The 22682-nt window shown below is 51.0% G+C and carries 19 protein-coding genes; 13 read left to right on the forward strand and 6 right to left on the reverse strand.

Annotation, left to right across the window (positions count from 1 at the left end):
* The first annotated feature begins 38 nt into the window (after positions 1-38).
* The 5 genes from IXB28_RS06520 to IXB28_RS06540 all read left to right on the forward strand — a co-directional run bounded on the left by IXB28_RS06520 (position 39) and on the right by IXB28_RS06540 (position 4675).
* Positions 39-236 carry a DUF751 family protein gene (locus tag IXB28_RS06520; protein ID WP_215617720.1) on the forward strand — a complete coding sequence of 66 codons (198 nt, stop codon included), beginning with the start codon at positions 39-41 and terminating at the stop codon, positions 234-236.
* Between the two features lie 133 nt (positions 237-369).
* Entirely contained in the window at positions 370-786 is a 417-nt protein-coding gene (rbfA, locus tag IXB28_RS06525; RefSeq protein WP_215617721.1) for a 30S ribosome-binding factor RbfA, read from the forward strand.
* Positions 787-833: 47 nt separating this feature from the next.
* A complete protein-coding gene (locus IXB28_RS06530; protein WP_215617722.1) occupies positions 834-2462 on the forward strand; it encodes a glycoside hydrolase family 3 N-terminal domain-containing protein in 1629 nt (542 codons plus the stop codon).
* A 549-nt stretch (positions 2463-3011) separates the two neighbouring features.
* On the forward strand, positions 3012-3791 hold the full coding sequence (locus IXB28_RS06535) for a carboxylesterase family protein (RefSeq protein ID WP_215617723.1): 780 nt from the start codon (positions 3012-3014) through the stop codon (positions 3789-3791).
* 116 nt (positions 3792-3907) lie between these two features.
* A complete protein-coding gene (locus IXB28_RS06540) occupies positions 3908-4675 on the forward strand; it encodes a transposase (protein ID WP_215617724.1) in 768 nt (255 codons plus the stop codon).
* Here IXB28_RS06540 and IXB28_RS06545 read toward each other — a convergent pair.
* A complete protein-coding gene (locus IXB28_RS06545) occupies positions 4632-7106 on the reverse strand; it encodes a GUN4 domain-containing protein (RefSeq protein WP_215617725.1) in 2475 nt (824 codons plus the stop codon). The two genes, IXB28_RS06540 and IXB28_RS06545, sit on opposite strands and share 44 nt — an antisense overlap.
* Before the next feature lie 458 nt (positions 7107-7564).
* Between IXB28_RS06545 and psb34 the strand changes: the two genes are divergently transcribed.
* On the forward strand, positions 7565-7735 hold the full coding sequence (psb34, locus tag IXB28_RS06550) for a photosystem II assembly protein Psb34 (RefSeq protein WP_215617726.1): 171 nt from the start codon (positions 7565-7567) through the stop codon (positions 7733-7735).
* A gap of 73 nt (positions 7736-7808) precedes the next feature.
* A complete protein-coding gene (locus tag IXB28_RS06555) occupies positions 7809-8039 on the forward strand; it encodes a photosystem II protein, Psb35-related (RefSeq protein WP_215617727.1) in 231 nt (76 codons plus the stop codon).
* 353 nt (positions 8040-8392) lie between these two features.
* On the opposite strand, the gene sppA is transcribed toward IXB28_RS06555, so the two are convergent.
* Together sppA and fni are read right to left on the reverse strand one after the other, a co-directional pair.
* Positions 8393-10225 (reverse strand): signal peptide peptidase SppA, encoded by a 1833-nt coding sequence (gene sppA, locus IXB28_RS06560; RefSeq protein WP_246559637.1) that lies wholly within the window; start codon positions 10223-10225, stop codon positions 8393-8395.
* A 65-nt stretch (positions 10226-10290) separates the two neighbouring features.
* Entirely contained in the window at positions 10291-11352 is a 1062-nt protein-coding gene (gene fni, locus IXB28_RS06565) for a type 2 isopentenyl-diphosphate Delta-isomerase (RefSeq protein ID WP_215617934.1), read from the reverse strand.
* Between the two features lie 278 nt (positions 11353-11630).
* On the opposite strand from fni, the gene IXB28_RS06570 reads away from it, so the two are divergent.
* From IXB28_RS06570 to IXB28_RS06585, 4 genes are all read left to right on the forward strand, one after another.
* Positions 11631-11777: a hypothetical protein gene (locus IXB28_RS06570; RefSeq protein ID WP_215617728.1), complete on the forward strand. Its 147-nt coding sequence runs from the start codon at positions 11631-11633 to the stop codon at positions 11775-11777.
* Positions 11778-11978: 201 nt separating this feature from the next.
* Positions 11979-13406, forward strand: a complete 1428-nt coding sequence (locus tag IXB28_RS06575; RefSeq protein WP_215617729.1) for a carbohydrate porin — start codon at positions 11979-11981, stop codon at positions 13404-13406.
* Positions 13407-13415: 9 nt separating this feature from the next.
* Positions 13416-15767, forward strand: coding sequence for a tetratricopeptide repeat protein (locus IXB28_RS06580; protein WP_215617730.1), 2352 nt, complete (start codon positions 13416-13418; stop codon positions 15765-15767).
* A 391-nt stretch (positions 15768-16158) separates the two neighbouring features.
* A complete protein-coding gene (locus tag IXB28_RS06585; protein WP_215617731.1) occupies positions 16159-17448 on the forward strand; it encodes a glycosyl hydrolase family 8 in 1290 nt (429 codons plus the stop codon).
* A gap of 76 nt (positions 17449-17524) precedes the next feature.
* On the opposite strand, the gene pyrR is transcribed toward IXB28_RS06585, so the two are convergent.
* Together pyrR and IXB28_RS06595 are read right to left on the reverse strand one after the other, a co-directional pair.
* Positions 17525-18067 carry a bifunctional pyr operon transcriptional regulator/uracil phosphoribosyltransferase PyrR gene (gene pyrR / locus IXB28_RS06590; protein ID WP_215617732.1) on the reverse strand — a complete coding sequence of 181 codons (543 nt, stop codon included), beginning with the start codon at positions 18065-18067 and terminating at the stop codon, positions 17525-17527.
* A 152-nt stretch (positions 18068-18219) separates the two neighbouring features.
* Positions 18220-18651, reverse strand: a complete 432-nt coding sequence (locus tag IXB28_RS06595; RefSeq protein ID WP_215617733.1) for an Rrf2 family transcriptional regulator — start codon at positions 18649-18651, stop codon at positions 18220-18222.
* A gap of 542 nt (positions 18652-19193) precedes the next feature.
* Between IXB28_RS06595 and IXB28_RS06600 the strand changes: the two genes are divergently transcribed.
* Positions 19194-19592, forward strand: coding sequence for an AbrB family transcriptional regulator (locus tag IXB28_RS06600; RefSeq protein WP_215617734.1), 399 nt, complete (start codon positions 19194-19196; stop codon positions 19590-19592).
* Positions 19593-19677: 85 nt separating this feature from the next.
* Positions 19678-21156, forward strand: a complete 1479-nt coding sequence (locus tag IXB28_RS06605; RefSeq protein WP_215617735.1) for a hypothetical protein — start codon at positions 19678-19680, stop codon at positions 21154-21156.
* Positions 21157-21179: 23 nt separating this feature from the next.
* Here the strand turns inward: IXB28_RS06605 and IXB28_RS06610 are convergent, their stop codons facing one another.
* Positions 21180-22505, reverse strand: a complete 1326-nt coding sequence (locus IXB28_RS06610) for a GAF domain-containing sensor histidine kinase (RefSeq protein WP_215617736.1) — start codon at positions 22503-22505, stop codon at positions 21180-21182.
* Positions 22506-22682: the final 177 nt, after the last annotated feature.

The following is a 22682-nucleotide window of genomic DNA, read 5'->3' on the forward strand; positions in this document are numbered from 1 at the left end:
TACCTTTTTAATATCTAAAATTGATGCAAGTTTAGACGATGCAAGACTTTTTTTCCAATGTGTCGCGCTACCCGCGTTACTTCATTACCTTTACCCTGGGCGTACTTTACAGTGCTGTTAAGCCCTTGCTGCCGCTGTTTGAGAATCGGACGACAGCCATTGCCCTAGTTGGTGCTGTCGTTGCCGGTTTCATGTTTTTAAGCTTTACCCTACGAGCAATGATGGGGTTGGCCTAGTCGACTGGGCAAGGCCAACCAGATGGCACAGCCCGGCTACAGTTAATTCCCGTTATGTGGGTAAGGGAATACTCCTTGAAGTTGCCCCGTCATCACACAGCCCACCCCAACGTTAACGAATTAGGAGAAGACGATGGCAACAAGTCGTCGAGTCGCAAAGGTGTCCGCATCCATCAAGCGCGAAATCAGTCAGATGCTGGTGACAGACATCAAAGATGATCGGGTGGGCGCTGGCATGGTCAGCGTTACCGCTGTAGACGTATCTGGCGATCTACAACACGCCAAGGTATTTGTCAGCATCTATGGCACCGCCGAAGCCAAAGCAGAAACCATGGCGGGTTTAGCCGCTGCCACGCCCTACGTACGCCGTGAAATGGGTCGTCGCATGCGCCTAAGACGCACCCCAGAAATCATCTTCAAAGAAGATGTTTCCTTTGAGCAAGGCACCCAGGTGTTGAACTTGCTCAGTAAGCTAGAGCACGAACGCGGCGTCGACGAAAACGGAATTCCCGCCGTCATTCCCAGTGCCACCGAAGAAGAAGAGACATAGCTTCTTAGGGCACTTATGCTAAAGGGCACCTATGCTAAAGGGCACCTATGCTAAAACCCATCCTGCCCGATCCAGATAGCCTATCCCTAGCCCAACTTGTCGCCCAGCTAATCGTCGTCCGCACCACCGGGCACCTATTCGACCACGAAATCGAATATCCCCAATGGGAAGCCACCCACGACCAGCTAGCGCACTACATCACCGAGCTAGGTGTGGGCGGCATTATCCTACTGGGCGGTAGCAGTGCCGAGGTTGCCCTGCGCACCCAGGCACTTCAGGCCATGGCCGACATTCCCCTGCTGATCGCCGCAGACATCGAAGAAGGCGTCGGTCAACGCTTTAGCGGTGCCACCTGGTTTCCACCACCCATGGCCCTGGGGGAAATCGCCCGCACAGATTTGCAATTAGCCAAAACCTACGCCCACCGGTTTGGCCAGGCCACCGCCCAGGAAGCCATGGCCATCGGCCTCAACTGGGTGCTAGCCCCGGTGGTGGATGTCAACAATAATCCCGCCAATCCGGTGATTAATGTGCGGGCCTTTGGCGAGACCCCCGAGATTGTTGCCCAACTAACCCAATCATTTATCCAAGGGGCACAGGCCTATCCGGTGCTAACCACCGCCAAGCACTTTCCCGGCCATGGGGATACGTCCATCGACTCCCACCTGAGTTTGCCAGTAATTGACCATGACCTAACCAGGCTAGACCAGGTAGAGTTAGCGCCGTTTAAGGGGGCAATTTCTACTGCAGCCAAGCCCGTGGATAGCGTTATGACGGCCCATCTCCGGTTGCCAGCCTTCGATCAGCAGCATCCGGCCACCCTCTCAAAGCCGATTTTGACCGGCCTATTGCGCCAGGAACTAGGGTTTGATGGGCTAATTGTCACCGATGCCCTAGTGATGGGGGCCATTACCGAGACCTATGGCCCCTACGAAGCAGCCGTGCTAGCGGTGGAAGCCGGTGCCGATGTGGTGCTAATGCCAGCGGATGTGGAAGGCTGCATTCAAGCCATTTGCGAAGCGGTGCGGGTGGGCCGCATAGACAAAAGCCAGATTCGAGCCTCGGTGGAGCGGATTTGGCGAGCCAAGCATAAGGTGTCGGGGCCGCTGGGCACTGGGCCATCCTGCCACAATTGGGAACCAGCGGAGCCCGTAACCCAGGTGCAGCAGTTGGCCCAACCAAAAACGCTGGAGCTGGCTCGCGATATTTTGCGATCATCAAATCGGCAGCAGCCTGGATTTAGGCCCAAAGGACCGGGGCAAAATGTGATTCTGGTGGATGATGTGCTGGGCTGTCGGTATTTGCCTAGGACGGCTCCAGCGATTACTGAACCAATAAGGTGGGGATATGAGCTGACGCTGCTGGATAGTCGGTCATCTCAATTGCCGAAGACGGGGGTGCCGACATTAGTGCAATTGTTTATTCGAGGAAATCCCTTCCGTAGCGGTCAGAATCTAGTGCAGCTGGCGCGCCAGTATTTGGAGACGGCCGTAGGGGATTTACAAGCGGTAGTGGTTTATGGCAGCCCCTATGTTTTGGCACAGTTAGAGTTGTCAGAGGATATTTCTTGGGTCTTTAGCTATGGCCAAATGCCGATGGCGCAGTCGTTGGCGTTGGAGACTTTGGTGGGGGCGGTGGTTGCTGTTGGGGCGGTGGATCGGAGTTTTACGGATTAGTGAATTGGATCATCAAATAGCTTGAGCTCGCCTTGGACTCAAAGTCGCAAGGCTAATTGGATCAAAACCGCTCAAACGGTTAGGAGATCGATAAAAGCCTTAAATTTAGGGCTGCATAGCCAGGTTGTTGCTTTTAGCAAACAGCACTCGATTAGCGTTGGGTTTTGAACCCAGCGTGGGTTGAAGCTACATCACCTGTCATGCCGATTTAAGCAATTCAGCGATCCAGTCTTTGTCGGCTTCAGAAAAACTGGGCGGTGGCAGCGGTTGTGATTAGTCAATACGCAGATCGCAACTGGCTCGCTCGTATATCCCTGTAACAATCGCTTGCAAGTCGATTCTGAGCGAAGTCGAAGAATTCCCGTTGGCTGAGCGAAGTCGAAGCCAACGGGAATTCTTTGTTGCAAAAAAATAGCACGACCAGCTTTGCCTAAAATTTGTTCTAATGGACCATTTAATTTACCTGTAGCATGGGCGATCCAGGGGGAACGTTTGTAGCATCGGAGTAGTCATAAAATCCTATTACCTGGAGCCGCATCGATGAACACAATGCCAGCATTTTTAACCGCAGCAATTGTTCTTGTCCCTGGCACTGCCCTGGCTCAGGTAACCGAAACAGGCTTTTTAGATCGTACCCTCACCCTTGATGGTACCGAGTATGCCTACCAAGTCTATGTGCCGAGGAATTACGAAGCGGCTGGGGAATGGCCTGCGGTTCTATTTCTCCACGGGGCTGATGAATATGGTGATGAAGGGCTAAAGCAAACCGATGTGGGTCTGGGTAGCGCTATTCGCTCCAATCCAGAGCGTTGGCCCACGTTGGCTATTTTCCCCCAGGTGCCCGAAGATGCCGACTTGATTTGGCAGGACCTAGCCGGACAAATTGCCATGGCGGCTCTAGACGAAACCGTAGAAGAATTTAGCATTGATGAATCGCGAGTGTATCTGACGGGACTATCGCTGGGAGGGGAGGGCACTTGGTATCTCGGCTATACCTATCCAGAGCGGTTTGCAGCCCTAGTGCCCATCTGTGGTTATGTGGCAGGCATGGATGGCTTTCCCTCCTTTGTGCCGGACTCTAGTGCAGACATTTATGCGGATGTGGCAGAACGGATCCAAGAGATTCCTATTTGGATCTTTCATGGAGATGCGGATGATGTTGTGCCAGTGGAAGAATCTCGGCAAATGATGGCGGCATTAGAATCTGTTGACGCTAATGTGCAATACACTGAATTCAGTGGGATAGGGCATAATGCTTGGGACCCGGCCTATGCAGATGAAGCCTTACCGATGTGGTTGTTTGAACAACAGCAGGAACAACAACAGTAAGTGGCCGCACATTGGCACCCCCCAGAGAGCTTTGCCATAGTCTCCGTAGGGTGCATTTCAATGCACCGTCTACCAAGTGTCATTATGGGCAATTGACTTTCCAGGGTAATTTGGCTATGGCACGTACTCCACGTAAATTTCAAAAAAACTATTGTTATCACATCACCACTCGCTGCAACAATCGAGAATTTCGACTGACTCGGTTTGAATGTCGGGAACTGTTGTTGTTTGCAATTCGGCGATGTCGAGACAAATTTGGCTTTAAGCTCTATGGCCTTTGCATTATGAGCAATCACATTCATTACTTGCTAGAGCCAGCCGAACCCAATGATGTGCCTAAAATTATGCACTGGCTAAACTGGTATACCGCCATGTGTTTTAACCGATTGTTGAACCGCACCGGGCACTTTTGGGAAAAGCGTTACCACAGCACAGGCTTTGCCAATACGGACCATCGCCGAGCATTGAACACATTACGCTACATCCATGGAAACCCTAAGGCTGCCAGTATGCAACAGGGCTGGTTTTATGACTTTAGCAACTACGGCAGCTACGACCGGTTGACCGATGATGGCATTACCCAATGGCATCCGGCTTTTCTGGCATTGGGGATAACGCTGGAACTCTGTGCTGCTGTATATCGTAGGTTTTGTAAACGATATAAACCTAGCCCCAAAACAGAGAGACGTAACCATTGGGGTAGTCAACGGTTGGCAGGACTAAAGCAGAAAATGAAAGCTAAAAAGGTTAGCCCTGGCCAAAAAAGCCTGTGGAAAGAATGGCAATTACCTTTTGATGAAGTGGTGGCAACGGCTAAAAAGTTTGTGCTGGCCAATTGTCTTAACCCTGACATTGCAGGGGCTCAATTTCCAGAAACAACGTAGGCTCTGGTGCCAGGTAACGATTGGCTGAAACCTTTGTTTTAGCGAACTCAAACCACTGATAATAAAAATCTTGATCGGACTGAACCGCCAATAGGCTAAAGTTTACAAGTCTGGATGCGAGAGAAGAGACAATAAAATGGACGTGCGTAAAAACGTGTGGCGCTGTCGTTCGGGGGTGTCCAGCTGACGGAGGTATCCAATTAGATGGAGTAACATATCCATAACGTGTACGAGCTGGCATGTACTCTCGTTTCTGGGAGGTGCCCAGCCCGACGAAAGGTAAGTGTCCCTTGGGTGAGGAAAGGTCATATTTTGTAGAATTCTTCCAATCAACTATCCTGTAAAACTTAGAGAATGCATCCTCATGATATTTGCCATCGGGAACCCCACCGCACTTAGTTAGGTATAGGTCTTTCTGGATGCTAAATCCAAACTTCCCATTGCTGTGGTTTACCCACAGATCATCAATGGCTTTGAGTTCCTCACAGGGAAAGTTGAGCAGTTCGTCGCTGCTAAAAATCTGGCCCTCGTCTTTACCTACGGTGGTAATCATCAACCGATAGGTTTCATTGTCAGCTTCTTCCCACTGGCCCTTTTTCAGATAGTTTTCTAGCTTCTTATACCGTGATACGGCCACGGCCTTTTTAAGACCTGCTAGTTCTGCTTCTAGTTTAGGGTCAATGCGTTTAGTGGTGTCTTGCAAACAATTATAGGCTAAATCTGTTGCATTCAAGTCCAACATTTTGCGTATCAAGCGCGTGGGCTTAACCTGGGCGGCATAGAGCAAAATAGTAGGCTTCCACCAGTCGTCTTCCAAGTGGCCATACAACAATGCTTCGGTTTGGGTCCGGACGATTTCAGCGGCTGCCAGATATTCCTGAAAGCTCAGGTGGGCAAATTCAATCTCGTCTTCCTGTTCGATCAGCAGTTCACTAATCTGTATAACCTGCTCCAAAAACTCACGGATATCTAGTGCCTCTTCCTGCTGTTGTCCATAGCCTCGCAACAGGAGTAACAGTTCTTTTCGAGGGATACGTTCCTGCCTCCGTGTCATCATTTCCAGCGCTAGCTTTTGCAAAATGCTCTGGGCATTGAATTCAGTCAGCACCGTGTCTAGTTGGCGGGCACTGGGACGATCCTGCAATTGCAGCACACATATCTCCCGATATAGCTCCACCCGGCGCTTGGGTAAATTCTTCCTCGGGTAGCGCCGATGAAAGGTGACAATCATATTAAGCAACAGGGGATTTTTGGCCAGGTCTTTTAGTTCCTGTCGATCTTCAATCTGGTTCAACAAATCCTGGGCAGACTCTGCGGCTAGCTTTTTCACATCAGGGTCACTGCGACCACCATGGGCGTACTTCTCCTGACATTCATACCAGCGGGTAACAAAGTCTCGTCGCTGCTGTTCATTAAAGTCCTGTACCCATAACCCTGTGGAGAGTTCTAAACGATCGGCAGCAGGCTGCTGTTTATAAGCTTTGGGTCGGGAAGTGAGAATAAAAATAGAATTGCCATAGTGCCGCATTTGGTCATTAATCCAGCGGGCCACTTTAGGTCGCTGGGCTTTGGCCACTTCATCAAACCCGTCTAGCATCACCACCGCATTGCCCTGGCGCAGCAGGTTAGTAGCCCAGTTTTCCGGCACGGGGCGGTCATTACCTTCCTTGGGCAAGTTGGGAATGTGATGGTTGGTAATCAGCTCTGGCAAATTAGGCGGAGTTTCCTGGGCCAGCAGGTCTCGATATTTGCGTAACACTAGCAACACTGGAATCCGCTTGGGCACCTGAAACCGTCCCTGCTGTTTAGTTCCATAGATATAGGCCACATGCTTGAGCAGGGTGGTTTTGCCGTAGCCGCCCCAGGCTAAAACTGCCAATTGCCGAAAGGGACGACGCTTCTCCGCCTGACGGATACAGTGCCAGATATTAAGGTCTTGAAACGGCTCTAGTTCTGCCCGTGCCAGGGGCTGGGGTGAATTCTTGAAACCGGGCAAATTACCGCTCAGGTTTAGCCCCAACGGGACAAACACTTCTTCTAGCATAGGGGTAAATATGCCCTCATATTGGCCCATCCCCTCAGGCCGATAGGACTGACAGTCCCATGCCTGACACTGTAAATACCAATCTTCGAAACTACCGTAGGTTAACCGTTCAGCAGTGCGGTCAATCCCCTGATTTAGCTTTTCACCAGCGGATTCTAACCTGCGCTCATTTCCCTTGTGAACTGGCATTAGCAGCTTGGCTCCGTAGGCAATGCCTAGGCCGATCACGGCTGAGGCAATCGCCTTTGGAATACTGCCATCCTGTTTAATCAGTTGCCAAAAAGCGTTTGCCCCACCCGCTGTAATGCCACCGGCTGAAATTGCTTTCAGCACAATATCTGCCAGTTTTTCGTTAAGCGGTGGTTCAGGGCCAGAGGATTGAGCCATGGCAATCAGGGACGATTCACCCCTATTTTGGCGTAAACAGAGACAAATGGACGGTTAAAAGATGAAACCCTTAATGCCAGTAATTTTGGCTACCGTGTCTGGTGCTTTCAACGCCTTTATCATCAACGTCATTGAATTTAGTAAAACCCTTAGGTCTCGGTTCGAAATTTACCGTAGGTCCAAAGTAGGGGTATCCCACCTAGGCTTCTAGAGGTTGGGGTAATTAACTTAAGTACAGTTGCAGGAAAGGCGCATTGACCCACAACCGCCTGCTACATCAGCCGCACTCCAGTAGCACCTAGCGTTCAAATAGATGTGCCGTAAAACTGCGTAACTATCCATAGAGGTATTTTATAGATCTAATAAAATCTATTCTGTCAAGTAAATTTGCAATTTGTAATATTCTGCGTTACATTGGTTTACATAAGAACACGCTTTCAGAAAAAGGACACCGTTTTATGTACACCACCATTAATGAAACTGGTCAGCTCAATAACTACGCGACTGAGCCTGAAATGTACTTAGCGTCCTACCCAGCCCCTGAGCAGCAGCGTCGTTACATGCTGCAAGCTGGTCTAGCTGCACTTCTCCTCAGTGCAGTTACATTGATTACCCTTGTCGTTAGCTAATCTTCGCTAGGGCCAACGGTTATTCGCTTTACAGCAAGTTTTAGAAATTTTAGAAACAGAAAGGAGACACACTATGATTGCAGTTTTATTGTCCGTCATCGTTGTTGGTTGGGTCGCTGCCGCCATCATTGGTACCCAAGCCTATTTCATGGGAGAGCAGACCAAGCCCATCCACGAGCGCAACTGGAATTCCGAAGGGTTTGACGGTCTAGCTAAGCTAGTCACCGGTCGTGAAACAGATTTCAACGATCGCGTATATCCCTTCAGTGGCGATGCCTACAGCAGCAACGCTGCCAACGGTTAAGTCAACAACGCTTCGGGTTTAGTTTCAGCATCATCTAGAAGTCAAGCCAAGCGAGTATTTGTTGGGGTAATTCCCCGGCGACTACTCGTTTTTTCTGTTGTGGGCTTTTTGAGGTATTGCGTTCAAATGCATTTAGGAACATACGAACAAGCTGTTTGACTTCGTGATTCTTGCCCCCAAACCCCCAATCCTGGGGGCTTTGAGTCTAGCTTCCCCCAATCTTGGGGGACAGGAGGGGGCCTCGATATCTGATGAAAACTGGGTTAACCTGCCTAATCAAAACTCACTACTTTTCAAGCACTGTCCTTGTCGGTGATGTTGTTTTTGTGCAGTCCCCTCGCTGATTTGTAACGCTACTCAATTTCTGTCGTAAAGGGCAGTCGCATATACACTCCCTGGGGGTCGTTGAGGGTATGCAATAGCGTTAGATCTTCTCGTAGCTCCAAAAGTTGTTCTGAAACCGGATCCTTGGCCCAGGGCACAGATACACTAAAGCCAAAGAGGCTATCTAAAATTTGTTCTTCTAGGCTGGGCGGTTTGGGGAATTCTTCTACTTGCCATTCGTCGAGTTCGGCCGCTTCGGCGGCGGCGGCAATGGCATCGTTCAGCCCTCCCATTTGATCCACCAGGCTGGCGCTTTTGGCATCGCTGCCGGACCACACCCGCCCTTGGGCCACCTGGTCGATTTTTTCTTTGGGGAGTTCTCGGCCTTCGGATACTAAGGTTAAAAACCGATCGTACAGGGTATTGACAAACCCCTGTTGTAGTTTGAGCTCATCGTCGCTTTGGGGGCGGCTGATGGTGTCAATGTCGGCTAGCTTGGCGGTTTTGATGATGTCCCAGGTGACGCCGTTACGATTGGCGATTTCTTTGAAGTTTAGCCGCAGGCCATAGACGCCGATGGAACCGGTGACGGTGCTGGGGGTGGCAAAAATTTGGTCCCCAGGGGCGGCAATCATGTAGCCACCGGAGGCGGCATAGTTGCCCATGGAAACGATGACGGGTTTTTGTTCTGCTAAAAGTTCGACTTCCCTGGCGATGACCTCTGAGGCAATGGCACTTCCCCCTGGGCTATTGACCCGCAGGACGATGGCTTCAATGTCGTCGTCATTGCGAGCCTGGCGCAGGGTGTCGGAGAGGCCGCCGGAGGTGATCAGTCCGGGGGCCTCTCCGTCGCCATCGACGATTTCGCCATTGGCGTAGATGACGGCGATGGTATCTTTGCCAAATTCAGGATCGAGGATTTGGCTGTAGTTGTATAGGCTGATTTGGGTAAAGTCGTCGTCGTTTTTGAACCAGTCGGTTTGGTCGGTTTGGTCGGTGAGTTCCCTAAGTTCGGTCAGAATCTCGTCGTAAAAGGCGACATTGTCTACCAGACCGGCGGCTTGGGCTTCGGCGGCAGGTAAAATTCCTTTGTTTTCGGCGATGGCCTGGATGGCTTCGGGGGTGGTTTCCCTGGCAGTGCTGGCGGTGGTTAAAAATTCTTGCCACAGGTCGGTGAGTAGGGCCTGGGTTTGTTGTTTTTCTTCTGGGCTGCTGGCGGTGCGGGTAAAGGGTTCGATGGCGGATTTGTAGCGTCCGGCCCGTAGTACCTGGACACCCACGCCATATTTGTTGAGGGCTCCGGCTAGAAATTGAATTTCGGCGCGAAAGCCGTTTAGTTCCATGATGCCGGCGGGGTTTAGGTAGATGGTATCTGCCACCGATGCGAGGTAATAGTCTCGCTCACTCCAGAGGGTGTTGTTGGCCAAAATGGGCTTGCCCGATTCGGTTTTGAATTTTTCTAGGGCGGCCCGAACTTCTTGTAGGGTGCCAAATCCGGCGAAGGTATTGCCGGTCATATAAATGCCGGTAATGTTGTCGTCGGTGGCGGCGGCTTCGATGGCCTGTAGCGCACTGTGGAGGGAAAGGGCGCGGTAGCTGCTGCCGGAGAGGGTTTCTTCGAGGACGATGCTGGCTCCTGAATAGGGGACGGCATCGACAATGTCGGTGGCCAGGTCAAAGACGAGGACTGAGTTTTTGTCTACTTCGGGCTCTGTTTCGGTGGCGGCTGAGGTAATAAACAAGCTGGCTAACCCTAAGGCTCCCAACCCTAGTAGGGCAATTAAGCTAAACAGTCCAACTAAGGTGCCAATGGCACTGGCGACGGTGTATTTGAGAAAGTCTCGCATGGTGGCTATGGGCAAAAAAGGGCTGGGCGATTAGGGGCTATCGGCTTAGCTATTTACGGGATTGGATGCGGAGATGACTACTAGTCTATGCGCTGGAGCACTGGATTGTGTCTGAGGTCCTGAAGGTTCCTTTGACCGCTGCAGAATAGGGCGGTTTTGACTTCGGCGATGAGGATGTCGGTGAGGGTATCAAGGGCATCTTCGGAATGGTCGGCGGCTTTGAGGAAGGGGAGGGCCATGCCAGCAATGTTGGCGCCTAGGGCCAGGGTTTTGGCTACATCTAATCCGTTTCGTAACCCACCGGAGGCAATCAGGGGAATTTCGGGTGCGATCGCTCTCACCCCGACAATACAATCCGCCGTAGGTATGCCCCAGTCGGCAAAGGTTTGGCCCAAACGCCGCTGTTTTACATCCTCAGCACGCTCACTTTCTACCCTGGCCCAGGATGTCCCCCCTGCCCCTGCCGTATCAATGGCCCGAATGCCCACATTGATTAGTTTCTGCGCCAAACTACCAGAAATACCATTGCCGACTTCTTTGGCAATGACCGGCACCTGCAGTTGGGCACAAAGGGTTTCAATTTTGGCCATCAGCCCACTAAAGTCCGTATCCCCTCGGGTTTGCACACATTCTTGTAGCGGGTTCAAGTGCAAAATCAAAGCATCGGCCTCTAGCCAATCCACCACCCGTTGGCAATGTTCTAAACCATAGCTGTAGTTGAGCTGCACCGCTCCCAGATTTGCCAGTAACACCGCATCAGGGGCATAGGTGCGCACATTAAACGTGTTGGCAAGTTCCGGTCTTTCCACCGCGACCCGTTGGGAGCCCACCCCCATGGCCAGGCCAAACTTCTGAGCGGTGACGGCCAGCCGTTGATTAATGATGCGCGCTTGCTCTGTGCCGCCGGTCATGGACGAAATCAACAGAGGGGCCTGCAAGGTTTTGCCCAAAAATTGGGTGCCAATGTCTATCTGGTCGTAGCTGAGTTCGGGCAGGCCACAGTGGATAAAGCGATAGCGCTCTAGCCCCGTGGTGGTGCGATGACATTGAACGTCGTCTTCTAGGCAGATACGTAAATGGTCAGCCTTGCGATCCTGAATGGTGCCAGAGTGAGTGTCATTCAAGCTAACGGTTTGGGCCACAGCGCGCTTTTGTTTAGGTTTTACCTTATCTAAATTAATCCCTAGTTTGACCCACAAATCGTTAATCAACTTTTATTCATGCTGTTGCCTTGGACCAGCTGTGCCGTTGAGTGCTAGCCAATGTCGGTAAGTCTAATCAGGTTTGGCGATTGTAACTTGAGGTCAGCGGCCATATCCGGCCAAATGCGGCTCTGGGTAAAGCCTTTGTGAAGACCAGGGCATACATAACTTAGATCGTATGAGGCCTACGTCATATTCCTTGAGGGTTTGGCCGAATTGTGGAACAAGACAGGGAATTAATCATCTTGATTTCCAGGGTTAAGGATGACGATTTGACCCGATGGGGTAACTATGGGGTGAATACCGATGGTAGCTCTGTCCGTCAATCTTTAATGGATCATGCGGTCCTAGGGAAAACTATCTAAAAAATACGGTTGCTGACTTTAGAGCATGACGCGATCTGTCAATTTGGCCCATGGCCGATGGCTCATCGCAGCTCTAAGATGGGCAACACTGAAAAACTAGCGGTTGCTGATTTGATGTGCGGGGGATGTTGCTTACTGCTTTCGGCAGCTCAATCCAGCCAACTGCGTTCTTATACACGAGTATATTTATTGGAAATGATTATGAGGGATATCGCTAGGAAATTTCGGGCACTGCCGCTGGTGTCTTGGATGGTGTGGATCGCCATAGCGGTAATTGCTGCTCCAGTGATGGCCTTACCTACAGAAACGCCCCAGGATGAAGCAGATGCCGAGCTGATTGAAGCTGTTGAGCTAGCTGCTGAGCAGGATGACGCCGATGTCGAGCTGATTGAAGCTACTGAGCTAGTTGCTGAGCCTGAAGTTGAGCTAGCTTCTGAGCCTGAAGCTGTCACCCTAGGCACTGGTGAGAGCGCTGGTGCGACGAGTGAAGCGGAGCCCGCACTCGTATCTCAGTCGGTGTCAGATGATTTGGCTGATCCGGCCGAACCCTTTGATTTTGATGAGCGGGCTGTGGAAACCCCTGAAGATGGTGCGCTAGAGCCGGTCTCGGAAACTGATGGGGCAGATGGTTCACCCAATGGAGACGTAGACCTCGACGACGGGCCGCTCACCGAGCCATCCCTTAAGCTGCAGACTGCGGCTATTCAGGAAGGTGATGATTTTTCGGCCCGGGCCCGCATGTATGGTCACTATTTTCTAGAGTCCAATGTGGCCTTTGTCGGTGCAGTGGACCTCTCCACCGGTGATGCCTTTTCGGATACGGACTCCACTGGGTTTGATGTGACTGAGCTATATGTGGTGGCATCTCCGCCCAATATGCCTGAACTGCGTGGGGCGGTGGGGCTAATTGAACTGACCTCATTTTTTGATCGCAATAGTTTTGCCAAGGATAGTCTCACCCACTTTATTAACCCAGTTTTCCAAACCAACCCGGCCCTATCGGTGACTCAGCTACAGTCCCAGCCTGCGGCCCTGGTACACTGGCGCCCCATTGATGAGGTGATTCTAAAGGCGGCGGCCTTCTCCTCCGATGGGTTTGATGATCTTGATATTAACGGTGTGGCTGGCGAGCTTGGTGTCGACCTTGGCAATCTGATTGTGCGTGGTACCTATGTCAGTGCCACCGATGACGGCGACCGGGATGGCATTCCTGAGAGTTTTCAGATTAACCGCAACGGCGTATTTGGTACCCAAGAAGGCGATCGCGAAGTGTCCTACGGCATTAACGCGGAGTGGTTTATCCCTGAGCTGAATGCAGGCTTATTTGGCCGCTATGGCTATCAACGCAATGCGGACCTAGATATTTCTGGCAATACCTACAGTTTTGGTGTCAACGTTCTCGACCTCTTTATGGATGACGATCGCTTTGGCGTTGGCTATGGTCGTCAGCTCAGTGATGATGATCGGCGCCAAGGCGATCGCCCCGATGTGTTGGAAACGTTTTACGACATCCGGTTAGCCCCCAATGCGCGGGCTGGTGTTAGTTGGCAAATCCGAGATGAGTTTTCCGAGTCGTTCCTGGGGCTGCGCGTTCGGGCCGATTGGGACTTGCTAGAGCTTTTTGATTAATGGACCGTTGTGGGCAATGCCTACGCATTATTGCTGGATGATTTGGTGGGCATTGCCCACCCTACTGATTACTCACTATTTCTTCTTGCTTTTATGAACTGGTATCAACGTACGCTGGGTCTTTGTCTCAGTTTCAATCTTATTGCTGCCACACCGCTGCTGTTGACCCAGCCGGTGCTGGCCCAGGTAACACCTAATTTAGAAGGGCAGCCCGCCCTAGTGCGCGAAGGCTATGCCCTATTTGATAAGGGATGGATTGATCCGGCCTTAGATGCATTTTCCCAAGCGGTACAGCGCTATCCCGATTCTGTCCCCGCTCAGCTGGGTCTAGCCCGTTCTTATCTAAAGTTGGGGCAAGACGCTAAGGCCTTTGAAGCATTTCGTCGGTTGCGGGTGTTGGCACCCACCAATGTGGAAGCTTTAGAAACATTGGGTTTGCTTGGCGGTTATCGCCCTGAATGGCGAGCGGTGGGCATTGATGCGTTGACCACCCTGCTAGAGCAGCCTGGCTATGGCGATAATGCAGAGGTGCGGTCCCAGCGGGCGCTGCTGCTGTTTTATGAGGGACGTTTGCTGGAAGCCGTCGCCGACTATGACGTCGTTTTGGAACAGCCTGCCACTACTGCGACCCAAATTGGGGCGGCCCAGGTGTTTGCCTATGGTGGTCGTTCCGCCCAGTCTGTGGAGCTATTTGAGGGCTATATCAGCAGCGGCCAAACCCTTAAGATTTATGAGGCTCAGGCCTATAGTTTTGCGCTGCGCCAGCAAGATCGGCCGAGTGAGGCCATTGATGTGCTACGGCCCTACCTCGATGCCAATGGTGACTCGGCAGAACAGGCCCAGCTGAAGTCTGAATTAGCGACGGCCTATGCGGCTAATCGCCAGTATGAGGCTGGGTTGCGGCTGCTAGATACGATTCAATCACAGCCGTTAGTGGTGGCTCGCGCCCTGCGGGGGATGAGTCTATATACGGATGCGCCGGAGGTGCAAACCCGCGCCATTGATGCCTATCAACAGATTCTAAACAGTTCTAGTTTGACGGTTGGTGTCGCCCGTGAAGCGGCGGATGCCCTCAGCGCCTATCCCAGCAGTCAACCCGTTACCCTGGCCACCTATCGTCAGCTGGCGGATCAATATCCCGATGACATCAGCCTATTTGTGGAAATGAGCGTCTGGGAGCGACAGTTGGCCCAGATCTCGGCCCAGGAACTGCGTCAGCGACTGTTGTCTGTGACCTTGCCCCAGAACCCGACACAGTTGCAGTACATTGCGCGGGGGTTAACTAAGCTGGCTCCCCCTGATGCAGAACTGATCCCGTTTTATCAGGCGGTTTTGGCAGCTACGTCCGTTGAGCCCTTTTTGCACTACCGGTTGGGCCAAATTTATTTGCAGCAAAATCAGCTAGCGCTGGCCCAAGAACAGCTGCAGCTCTATGCCGGAGATGACCCCGCCGTATTGCTATTCCAGGCTGAGCAAGCTCGGCGCTTGGATGACACAGATACGAGCATTGCCATCTATCAGCAGTTGGTGAATGACCCCAACAGCAGTGATGAGGTTGTGACCGGTGCCCTGCAGGGGTTGGCTGGGATTTATCAAGGGGAACGACGCTATGCGGAAGCGTTGGCTTTGTATGAAGACGTGATTGCCTTAAATCCTGGGAACGATGCCAAAATCTTGGGCCAGACCAGCTTGGCCTACCAGGGGAAGTTTATTTTGCTGGAAACGGCAGAATCGGTTTTGGCTCAGTGGCTATCTGCCCATTCTGTGTATGAACAACCCCCCGAGCTCTATAGTTTGGTCGGTTCTTTGCCCGCTGACCCAGACCGCAGTGGTCTGTATGAGTCTTTGTTGGTGGCCAACCCCGATTCGTTGGCTATTCGCCAGCGTCAGATCCAGGTGCTAGCCATGACCGATCCGGGGGCTGCCAATGAAGCTGCGGCTGCGCTGGTGGCTGAAAACCCTGATGCTCCTGAGGTTTATTTGCTGCGGGGGCAAGTGGCTCAAGATACGGGTAAGCTATCCACGGCTTCTCGGGCCTATGAGGCTTTATTGGAGCGCAACCCTGAGCAGCTTGATGCGATTGTGGGGCTAGCCGGTGTGCGGTTCCAGCAGCTGCGCTATCAGGAGGCTCGTACGTTGTACGATCAGGCGATTGAGATTGCCCCTGATGATATTGATTTGAGGCAGGCATCGGTGAGTTTAACGTTGGCTCAAGATCGGCCATTGCAGGCTTTAGAGGAAATCAACGCATTGAAGAGTCAGGTGCCCGCCAGCCGCCTTGTGCTGGAGCGTCAGGAACGCCAGATTAAGGAAGGTTTGCTGTTACATCGAGGCTTCCAGCCTGTTTGGGAGCGTTATTAACCCGTTGCGGTAAATTGCCTGCGAATTTACCGCGAAATCGCGCGAAATTTTAATCAACACAAGCGTTCCCTGGGCCTGGGCTTAGGGGGCGCTTGTGTTTGTTGTTTATGGGGTTTTATCGGTCGACGATTTGGGGCTGGATGAAGTTTTTGTTTGCATCTGTAAGTTAAGACAGTGGTTTAACCGTTGAAAGTGTTGCTGTCTAAGGCCAATGTGCCGATTAGATGGGTTTGTTTATTGTTCACCCATTCGGGAATAGCTGTGTCAGGATAGGTCTTATATTAAGAATTTTATCCAATCTAGGATGGGCAACGACTGGGAAGGCGTTGCTGTCTGGGGCGGGGCCATGGCAAGGCAATTATTGTGACAAGACATTTATAGGGAAATGACGATGGTGTCGAGAGCGGTTTTGAGATGGATGCGGCGTTGGGGGTGTCTGGCACTGTTAGGTGTGATGCTCAATATAGCGATCGCAAGTTGTCTTTCGCCGGTGCGATCGGAGGCGAACTACGAATTACCCACCGAGCTGCCTGAGACTGTCGAAATTGCCCTGGGGCCCTTTCCCCTGAGCCCATCATTCTTCAAAACGACCTGGGAAAACTATCGCGATCGCTTTATCCAGGTCGATGGTCGCGTTATTGACTGGGAAAATGACGATCAGCGCACCACCTCCGAAGGCCAGGCCTACGCCATGCTACGGGCGGTGCTAATCGACGATGCCGAAACCTTTGACCGAGTCCTCACCTGGGGCGAAGAAAACCTCGCCCGTCGTGACGAAGATGTGTTGATCGATCACCTGTGGGCCTGGAAATGGGGGCCAGATGCCGATCCTGAAGACGCGGAAAAATGGGGGATTCTAGATGAGAATTTTGCAACTGATGCCGATATTGACGCTGTTACCGCATTGATTTTGGCCTCCCGCCGTTGGCAAAATCCTGCATATTTAACCCTGGCTAAAACAAAGCTCAACGACATTTGGGAATTTTCCACGGCCGATATCGAGCTAAGTGAGGAATTATCTGGTCGATATCTATTGCCAGGTCCTCTAGAGGCGTTTCATCCCACGCCAGAAACCTGGTACCTCAATCCTTCCTATATCGCTCCCTATGCCTTTCGACTTTTTGCCCAAATAGATCGGCAACGAGATTGGTTAGAACTGGTGCAAACTGGCTATCGGATGCTCGAACAAAGCGCCCAAATTTCAGACATCGGACTCCCCAGTGACTGGGTGTTGCTCCACAGCAAAACCCCCCACTATCGCGCTATTCCCCTGACTGCACCCCTCGAAAGTTTATACGGGTTTGATGCCTATCGTGTCTGGTGGCGGGTGGCCCTAGATCTAATCTGGTTTGATTCAGCGCCAGCGGGCCACTACATCAACGACCATCTGACCGCGCTTTTAGAGCAATGGGCCCAGTCTGAACAACTGCCAGCACAAATTGACCTCACCGGGACACCCGTCGTAGACTACGGCGCCACCTCTCAATACGCCATGGTGTATCAGGCCGCGCGTCACCTCAACCCCGATTTGGCCGAAATCATCCGCGAAAATAAGCTTGCCCTGGCCGATACCGATCAATTTTGGGATGGCGATTCTGCCTACTACACTCAAAACTTAGCCTGGCTTGGTCTGTACCCCCCTGAGTGGCTATCCAGTGCCCTATTGGCAGGGCGGGCCTAATTGCTTATCTGTCTTCGGGCTTGGTGTTAGGGCGAAGGGCCTCGCTGACTTACGTGTCTTACGGTTTGTCAGACCATTAGGCCGCCGGTTTAATCAACTCCACCGTATCCCTGTCATCCACAGGTTTAAGCTGCACATTGACCACTTCTTCGCGGGCGGTGGGTAAGGCTTTGCCAATAAAATCAGGATGAATGGGGAGTTGGCGGTGACCCCGATCGATCAGCACCGCCAGCCGAATTAGGTTGGGGCGTCCATAGTCGATGACCGCGTTGAGCGCTGCTCGAATAGTCCGTCCACTAAAAATCACATCATCCACTAAGACTACTTTTTTGCCCGTCAGGTCGCAGGGCATTTTGCTTTGGGCTGGGGTGCGGGTACTAATTTGGTCTAAATCGTCTCGGTAAAAGGTAATGTCTAACTCCCCGACCAGGACTTGAATGCCCTCAAGGCGTTCCATTTGCTTAGCAACGGCCTGGGCTAAGGGAATCCCTCGGGTGTGAATGCCGACCAGGACTAAATCTTCTAAACGGTCAGTGCGTTCAATGATTTCAGACGCTAAACGATTTAAGGTGCGGCGAATCGCCTCTGCAGAAAGAATTTCGACTACCTGATCGGCCATGGTGACGGCAAAACGTGACAGTGATCGTAATGAAGCAAATGGTTCGCGCTTGCTGCTATAGAGCGAGGCCAGCAACGCCAAAAGTCTGCTACTTGTTAACGGACAGTAGACTCAGTTTAACCATACTGGAGCGTTTCCTGGGGCAAGATGGTCTAAACCATGAAATTCGTATTTTCTCCTTGGGCCGCTTGCCAACTGCGGGCATCAAAATATAGTTCTTCTAGGGATATTTTGTAGAGCACTTCCCGAAGTTTTTCCTGTAACCGACGCCATAGGGTTAAGGTGACCCAATCTTCAGCTTTCTCTAAATTAGTGGTTTCTAGGGGGGTAATGGGTTCTCCCACGGCATCTAAAATTTGTCCCAAGTAAATTTGTCCAGGCGCTTTTGCTAGACGATATCCGCCTTTTGAACCGCGTACCGATTCCACCAGTCCAGCCCGACGTAACTGAATGAGTAATTTCTCTAAATAAGGGGCGGGTAAATTTTGCCGCTGAGCGATCAATTTTACGGAAGCTAAAGTGGGTTGCAAACTCAAGTCGAGCATTGCTTTTACACTGTAATGTCCACGGGTTGTAAGTTTCATCGTTGGGGGTGAATCCTCAATTGAGTGTGAGGTTTAGAAAACGAGTGAACTGTAGTTGAGGGTAATAAAATAGACCGGGGAGAATTGCCGGGAAATTAACATAAGAAGCGTTTAGAACACCCTGACTCAGGTTGAATTCTTTAGTAAATCAACTCTTAATACAATTATCAAAAAATAAATTCAAACGACGTGCGCAAACGTATTTGAATCATGTATGATTCTGCTCGTTATCTATGCATAGAGCATCGGTAAGGTTTAGTTAGTTTTTATGGCATAGGCGCTTCATTATTCGATGAAGCTATTAATTGGGGGGGCTATGGAATCCTTTCCAATTTCTACAGATTAATTTTGGGCTTTGCTGAATGTTGCTATCTAGCCTGTATAAGCGGCTTAAATAAATTGCCTCCAGGCTGAGAACTCGATTTTTTTCGATAACAAATGTCTGGTTTTCATGGGTATAGTGAGTCGTTATAACAGGTGGATTTATGGCTATTATCAGTGATGGCAAGTTGTAAACGTGTTCATGTTAGAGATGTGGGTGAATGGCTAAACCGTCAAATTCAAATCCATTAACAGGTAAAACACTGCTTAAAAAAGTTAAAGACCTAGAGCATCTCTCTAGGGAAGAAAAAGCAAAAGCCTGTGGTTATTACACGGTGACGAAAAATGATGTTGTCCGTGTCAATATGATGAAATTTATGAATGCGCTGATTGATGCCGAAGGTATTCAATTAGACAGCGTTCAAACCGGTAATGGTCGTGGTGGTCGCAGCGCCAGCTATCGCATTACTGTGCAGTCTAACGGTAATTTGCTAATTGGAGCGGCTTATACCAAGCAAATGGGGCTGAAGCCTGGGGATGAATTTGAAATTTCCTTGGGTCGTAAACACATTCGTTTAAAGCAGCTGAATGTCGATGGGGATGACGATGCTGAAGACTAAATGGGAATGGCGATGCTGAAGACTCAATAGCGGCTATCATGACATCGTTCATCGGCTGAATTCTTAGCTTTAATTCAGAAAAATTATGGGGTTGCCAGTAGTTTTAGATGTTGCCCTTGGGTTGATATTTGTTTACATGGCCCTGGGGTTAATTGCTAGCGAGGTGCAAGAAATTATCAGCACTTTATTACAGTGGCGAGCTGAGCATCTTAAATATTCAATTGAGCAGTTGTTGTCAGGTGGGCAATCTGAGGAGTGGCGTTCGGCGCGTAAGTTGGCCGATCAGTTATATAGCAGTCCTATGGTTCGGGATCTGAACTATGAGGCCCAAGGCATCATTGCTAAGTTTGCTCGTCAGATTATCCATTGGCTTGGACGTGGCTATCGCTTGGTGACTCGTACCCGCAATGTATTTGGTGGGAAAACATCGGGGCCATCGTATATTCCATCGGAAGCATTTGCGACTACGTTGGTGGAAACTTTGCAATTAGAAGGGTTGCAGCAGTCGGTGGTGGAAGTGAGGTTGAAGAGCCTGCTACAGGAACGAATTATGCTTCCCCTGGGGGACACCCTGCACACCCTACGGGCGGCCATTGGTGATGGCGCGCTGCTCGATGTGGAGCTGCGAAACCTAGAGTCTTCATTGGAAAAAATCTTTCTGGATTATCGAACAGGGCGCACAGGGCTGGTCCAAATTGCCGATCGGGTGCTGGCAGAGTTGGATCATTTTGCCGATCAAGGGGCTCAAGTTTTGCCGGAGAGCTATGGGGCGACCCTGGCGTTTAATCGGCGGGTGGGCTATTTGCGATCGCAAATAGCCGGGGGCATGGATATGTCCGAAGGGCTGGTCCTACAGCTGCAACCCACCATCAAAGAGCTGGTTGCCATGATCCTCAATGCCGATCGGGCAGATGCGCGCCTCAGTGAGCTGAACCATGTGCGGCAGCAGTTGGAAGGCAAGTTGCCCCGCCGTCTTCAAGAAAGTTTAGGCATTTTGGCAGAACGGGTGAGCCGTCGTACCAATGCCGTTGAAGATCAAGTCAGGCTGTTTCAATCCGAAGTCGAACAGTGGTACGACCGAGGGATGGATCGGGCCGCTGGGGTATATCGCCGCAATTCGAAGATCGTGGGTATTTTGATCGGGGTTGCGATCGCTGCCGCCGTTAATGCCGACACCTTCTACATCGCCAATCGACTGACCGTGGACGAAGCCGTACGGGCCAGTGTGATCCAAACCATCGATCAAGTCTCGTTAGAAAGTTTGGTATCCGACACTGGGGGCGACGATCTTAGTGAAGACCTGCAATCCCTTAGCGATGCTGTGCAAACGACCTTGTCAGACTATGCGTTGCCCATTGGCCGTTCCCCGAAACTCCTAGCAACCCAAGCTGTCTTAGAACAAAGCTGGCGTTTCCCCATACCCCGCTACATATTCGGGTGGTTAGTCACTGGGGTGGCCGTTTCCATGGGCTCTAGCTTTTGGTTTGACGCCCTGCGACGCATTACCTCAGTGCGTACGTCCGGAATTAAACCCCTCAGTACGACCACACCGAGCGATCAGTAAACTGTGCCATTGCGCTTAAACACTTAATCAGCAATCGGTAACCAAACCACAAAAACCGTGCCCTTATCCATAAAATCCGCCTGATACTTTAACCCATCAGGTATCCACGGTGGCAAGTCCTCTTCCCCATCCCAATGGGGAGGGCTTGCAGGGCTAAACAGTTCAATGGTCCCCCCCATTTGCCCAATCAGGTCCTTGGCAATAGCCAGTCCTAACCCAGTGCCAGAAATGTTGCCTTGGGCCTGCACGCCTCGATAGTGGCGCTCAAACAACCGGTTTTGGTCCTCCCCCGGAATGCCAGGACCCGTGTCACCCACAACAATGCCCAAAAAATTGTCCCGGGCGAGGCCTCCCATCAACCATACCCAAGCTTCCGATGGAGCATATTTGAAGGCATTATCCAGTAAATTTGCAATCACTTCTTGCAATGCCTGCGTATCTATGGAAACCAAGGGCGTAGAAAACGTTTCCAACGGAGAGTGGAAAAATTTTCGGTGCCGTTCTTCCGCCGCCGCCACCGTAACCGTAATTAAAGGGTAGAGCACTTCCCCTAAGGACTGAGAAGAGAGTTCTAACGATCGCCCTAATGCCGGCAAAAGTGGCTTAGCCGTTGCCTCTGACGATTCTGGTAGCAGGGGCGGTGTTATATTCTGATCGATATCAGCATCCCCAATTTCGACCGCCGCATCAAAGTCCGTCACTAACTCCTTCAGATGCTGACTTTCCCGCACAATACCGTCCGCCAAACGATAGTTTGGGTCGTCCTGGGATAGGCGTTTTTGCAATAATTTACCAAATGTGCCAATGGCAGTCAGCGGATTGCGAAACTGATGCAGTAAGTTATGGAAAACATCCGATTGTTCGCCTTGCAATGCTTGTTTACCCTGGAGTCTTTGCCGCAGCCACTGATTTTGCCGATCTAAAAAGCAACTGGCGGCCAAACTGGTGGAAATAGTTTGCAAATATTGCTGCTCACTGGATTGCCAGGGACGGTCAGGACGCAACATGACCAATACACCCAACACAATATCTTGGTGCATTAAGGGTAAGACTAAACGCTCGGTTTCTATTTCTGGTGGCGAATAGTTAGAGTAGGTGGTGCCAGCCAGTTCGCCCGTTGGCAATGTGTCCATCTCCGATGCAGGTAGGGCACCGCGTTGGCTCATGGGGTGAAGTAAATCACTCAAATCATTAGCATCCGGGGTTTGCGCTATCGGCACCAAAATAGGCTCATCATCAGAATCCATCCCTAACGTGAGATAAATAACAGACGATATCTCACCGAACGTATGACGTAAGAGGTCCAAGTGAGCCTGGCATATGTCTACTAATTCAGCACTGGCTGGCATGATGTTGCCTTGCTAAGTAATGACTGTATGAGTAATAGACGGTGACTTAGTTTCTGAATCTGGACAAAATTATTTAAATCTTAATTTTTATCAAGATACTCAAAAAACTTGCGGACCCTTTTAATGCGGGATTTTTCCCACATGGGCGCCGTTAGAATACTTCTACGATGCATTCCA

The sequence above is a fragment of the Leptothoe kymatousa TAU-MAC 1615 genome (assembly GCF_018739865.1).
Taxonomy (GTDB): Bacteria; Cyanobacteriota; Cyanobacteriia; order Phormidesmidales; family Phormidesmidaceae; genus Leptothoe; species Leptothoe kymatousa.

What these genes read in the sequence shown, in the direction of transcription:
- IXB28_RS06540 (WP_215617724.1), top strand. Translation starts at nt 3,908, where the DNA reads ATGGCACGTACTCCACGTAAATTTCAAAAAAACTATTGTTATCACATC.
- IXB28_RS06535 (WP_215617723.1), top strand. Translation starts at nt 3,012, where the DNA reads ATGCCAGCATTTTTAACCGCAGCAATTGTTCTTGTCCCTGGCACTGCC.
- IXB28_RS06595 (WP_215617733.1), bottom strand. Translation starts at nt 18,651, where the DNA reads ATGAAACTTACAACCCGTGGACATTACAGTGTAAAAGCAATGCTCGAC.
- pyrR (WP_215617732.1), bottom strand. Translation starts at nt 18,067, where the DNA reads ATGGCCGATCAGGTAGTCGAAATTCTTTCTGCAGAGGCGATTCGCCGC.
- IXB28_RS06575 (WP_215617729.1), top strand. Translation starts at nt 11,979, where the DNA reads ATGAGGGATATCGCTAGGAAATTTCGGGCACTGCCGCTGGTGTCTTGG.
- IXB28_RS06545 (WP_215617725.1), bottom strand. Translation starts at nt 7,106, where the DNA reads ATGGCTCAATCCTCTGGCCCTGAACCACCGCTTAACGAAAAACTGGCA.
- IXB28_RS06530 (WP_215617722.1), top strand. Translation starts at nt 834, where the DNA reads ATGCTAAAACCCATCCTGCCCGATCCAGATAGCCTATCCCTAGCCCAA.
- IXB28_RS06585 (WP_215617731.1), top strand. Translation starts at nt 16,159, where the DNA reads ATGGTGTCGAGAGCGGTTTTGAGATGGATGCGGCGTTGGGGGTGTCTG.
- psb34 (WP_215617726.1), top strand. Translation starts at nt 7,565, where the DNA reads ATGTACACCACCATTAATGAAACTGGTCAGCTCAATAACTACGCGACT.
- IXB28_RS06610 (WP_215617736.1), bottom strand. Translation starts at nt 22,505, where the DNA reads ATGCCAGCCAGTGCTGAATTAGTAGACATATGCCAGGCTCACTTGGAC.
- IXB28_RS06555 (WP_215617727.1), top strand. Translation starts at nt 7,809, where the DNA reads ATGATTGCAGTTTTATTGTCCGTCATCGTTGTTGGTTGGGTCGCTGCC.
- IXB28_RS06520 (WP_215617720.1), top strand. Translation starts at nt 39, where the DNA reads ATGCAAGACTTTTTTTCCAATGTGTCGCGCTACCCGCGTTACTTCATT.
- IXB28_RS06600 (WP_215617734.1), top strand. Translation starts at nt 19,194, where the DNA reads ATGGCTAAACCGTCAAATTCAAATCCATTAACAGGTAAAACACTGCTT.
- IXB28_RS06605 (WP_215617735.1), top strand. Translation starts at nt 19,678, where the DNA reads ATGGGGTTGCCAGTAGTTTTAGATGTTGCCCTTGGGTTGATATTTGTT.
- rbfA (WP_215617721.1), top strand. Translation starts at nt 370, where the DNA reads ATGGCAACAAGTCGTCGAGTCGCAAAGGTGTCCGCATCCATCAAGCGC.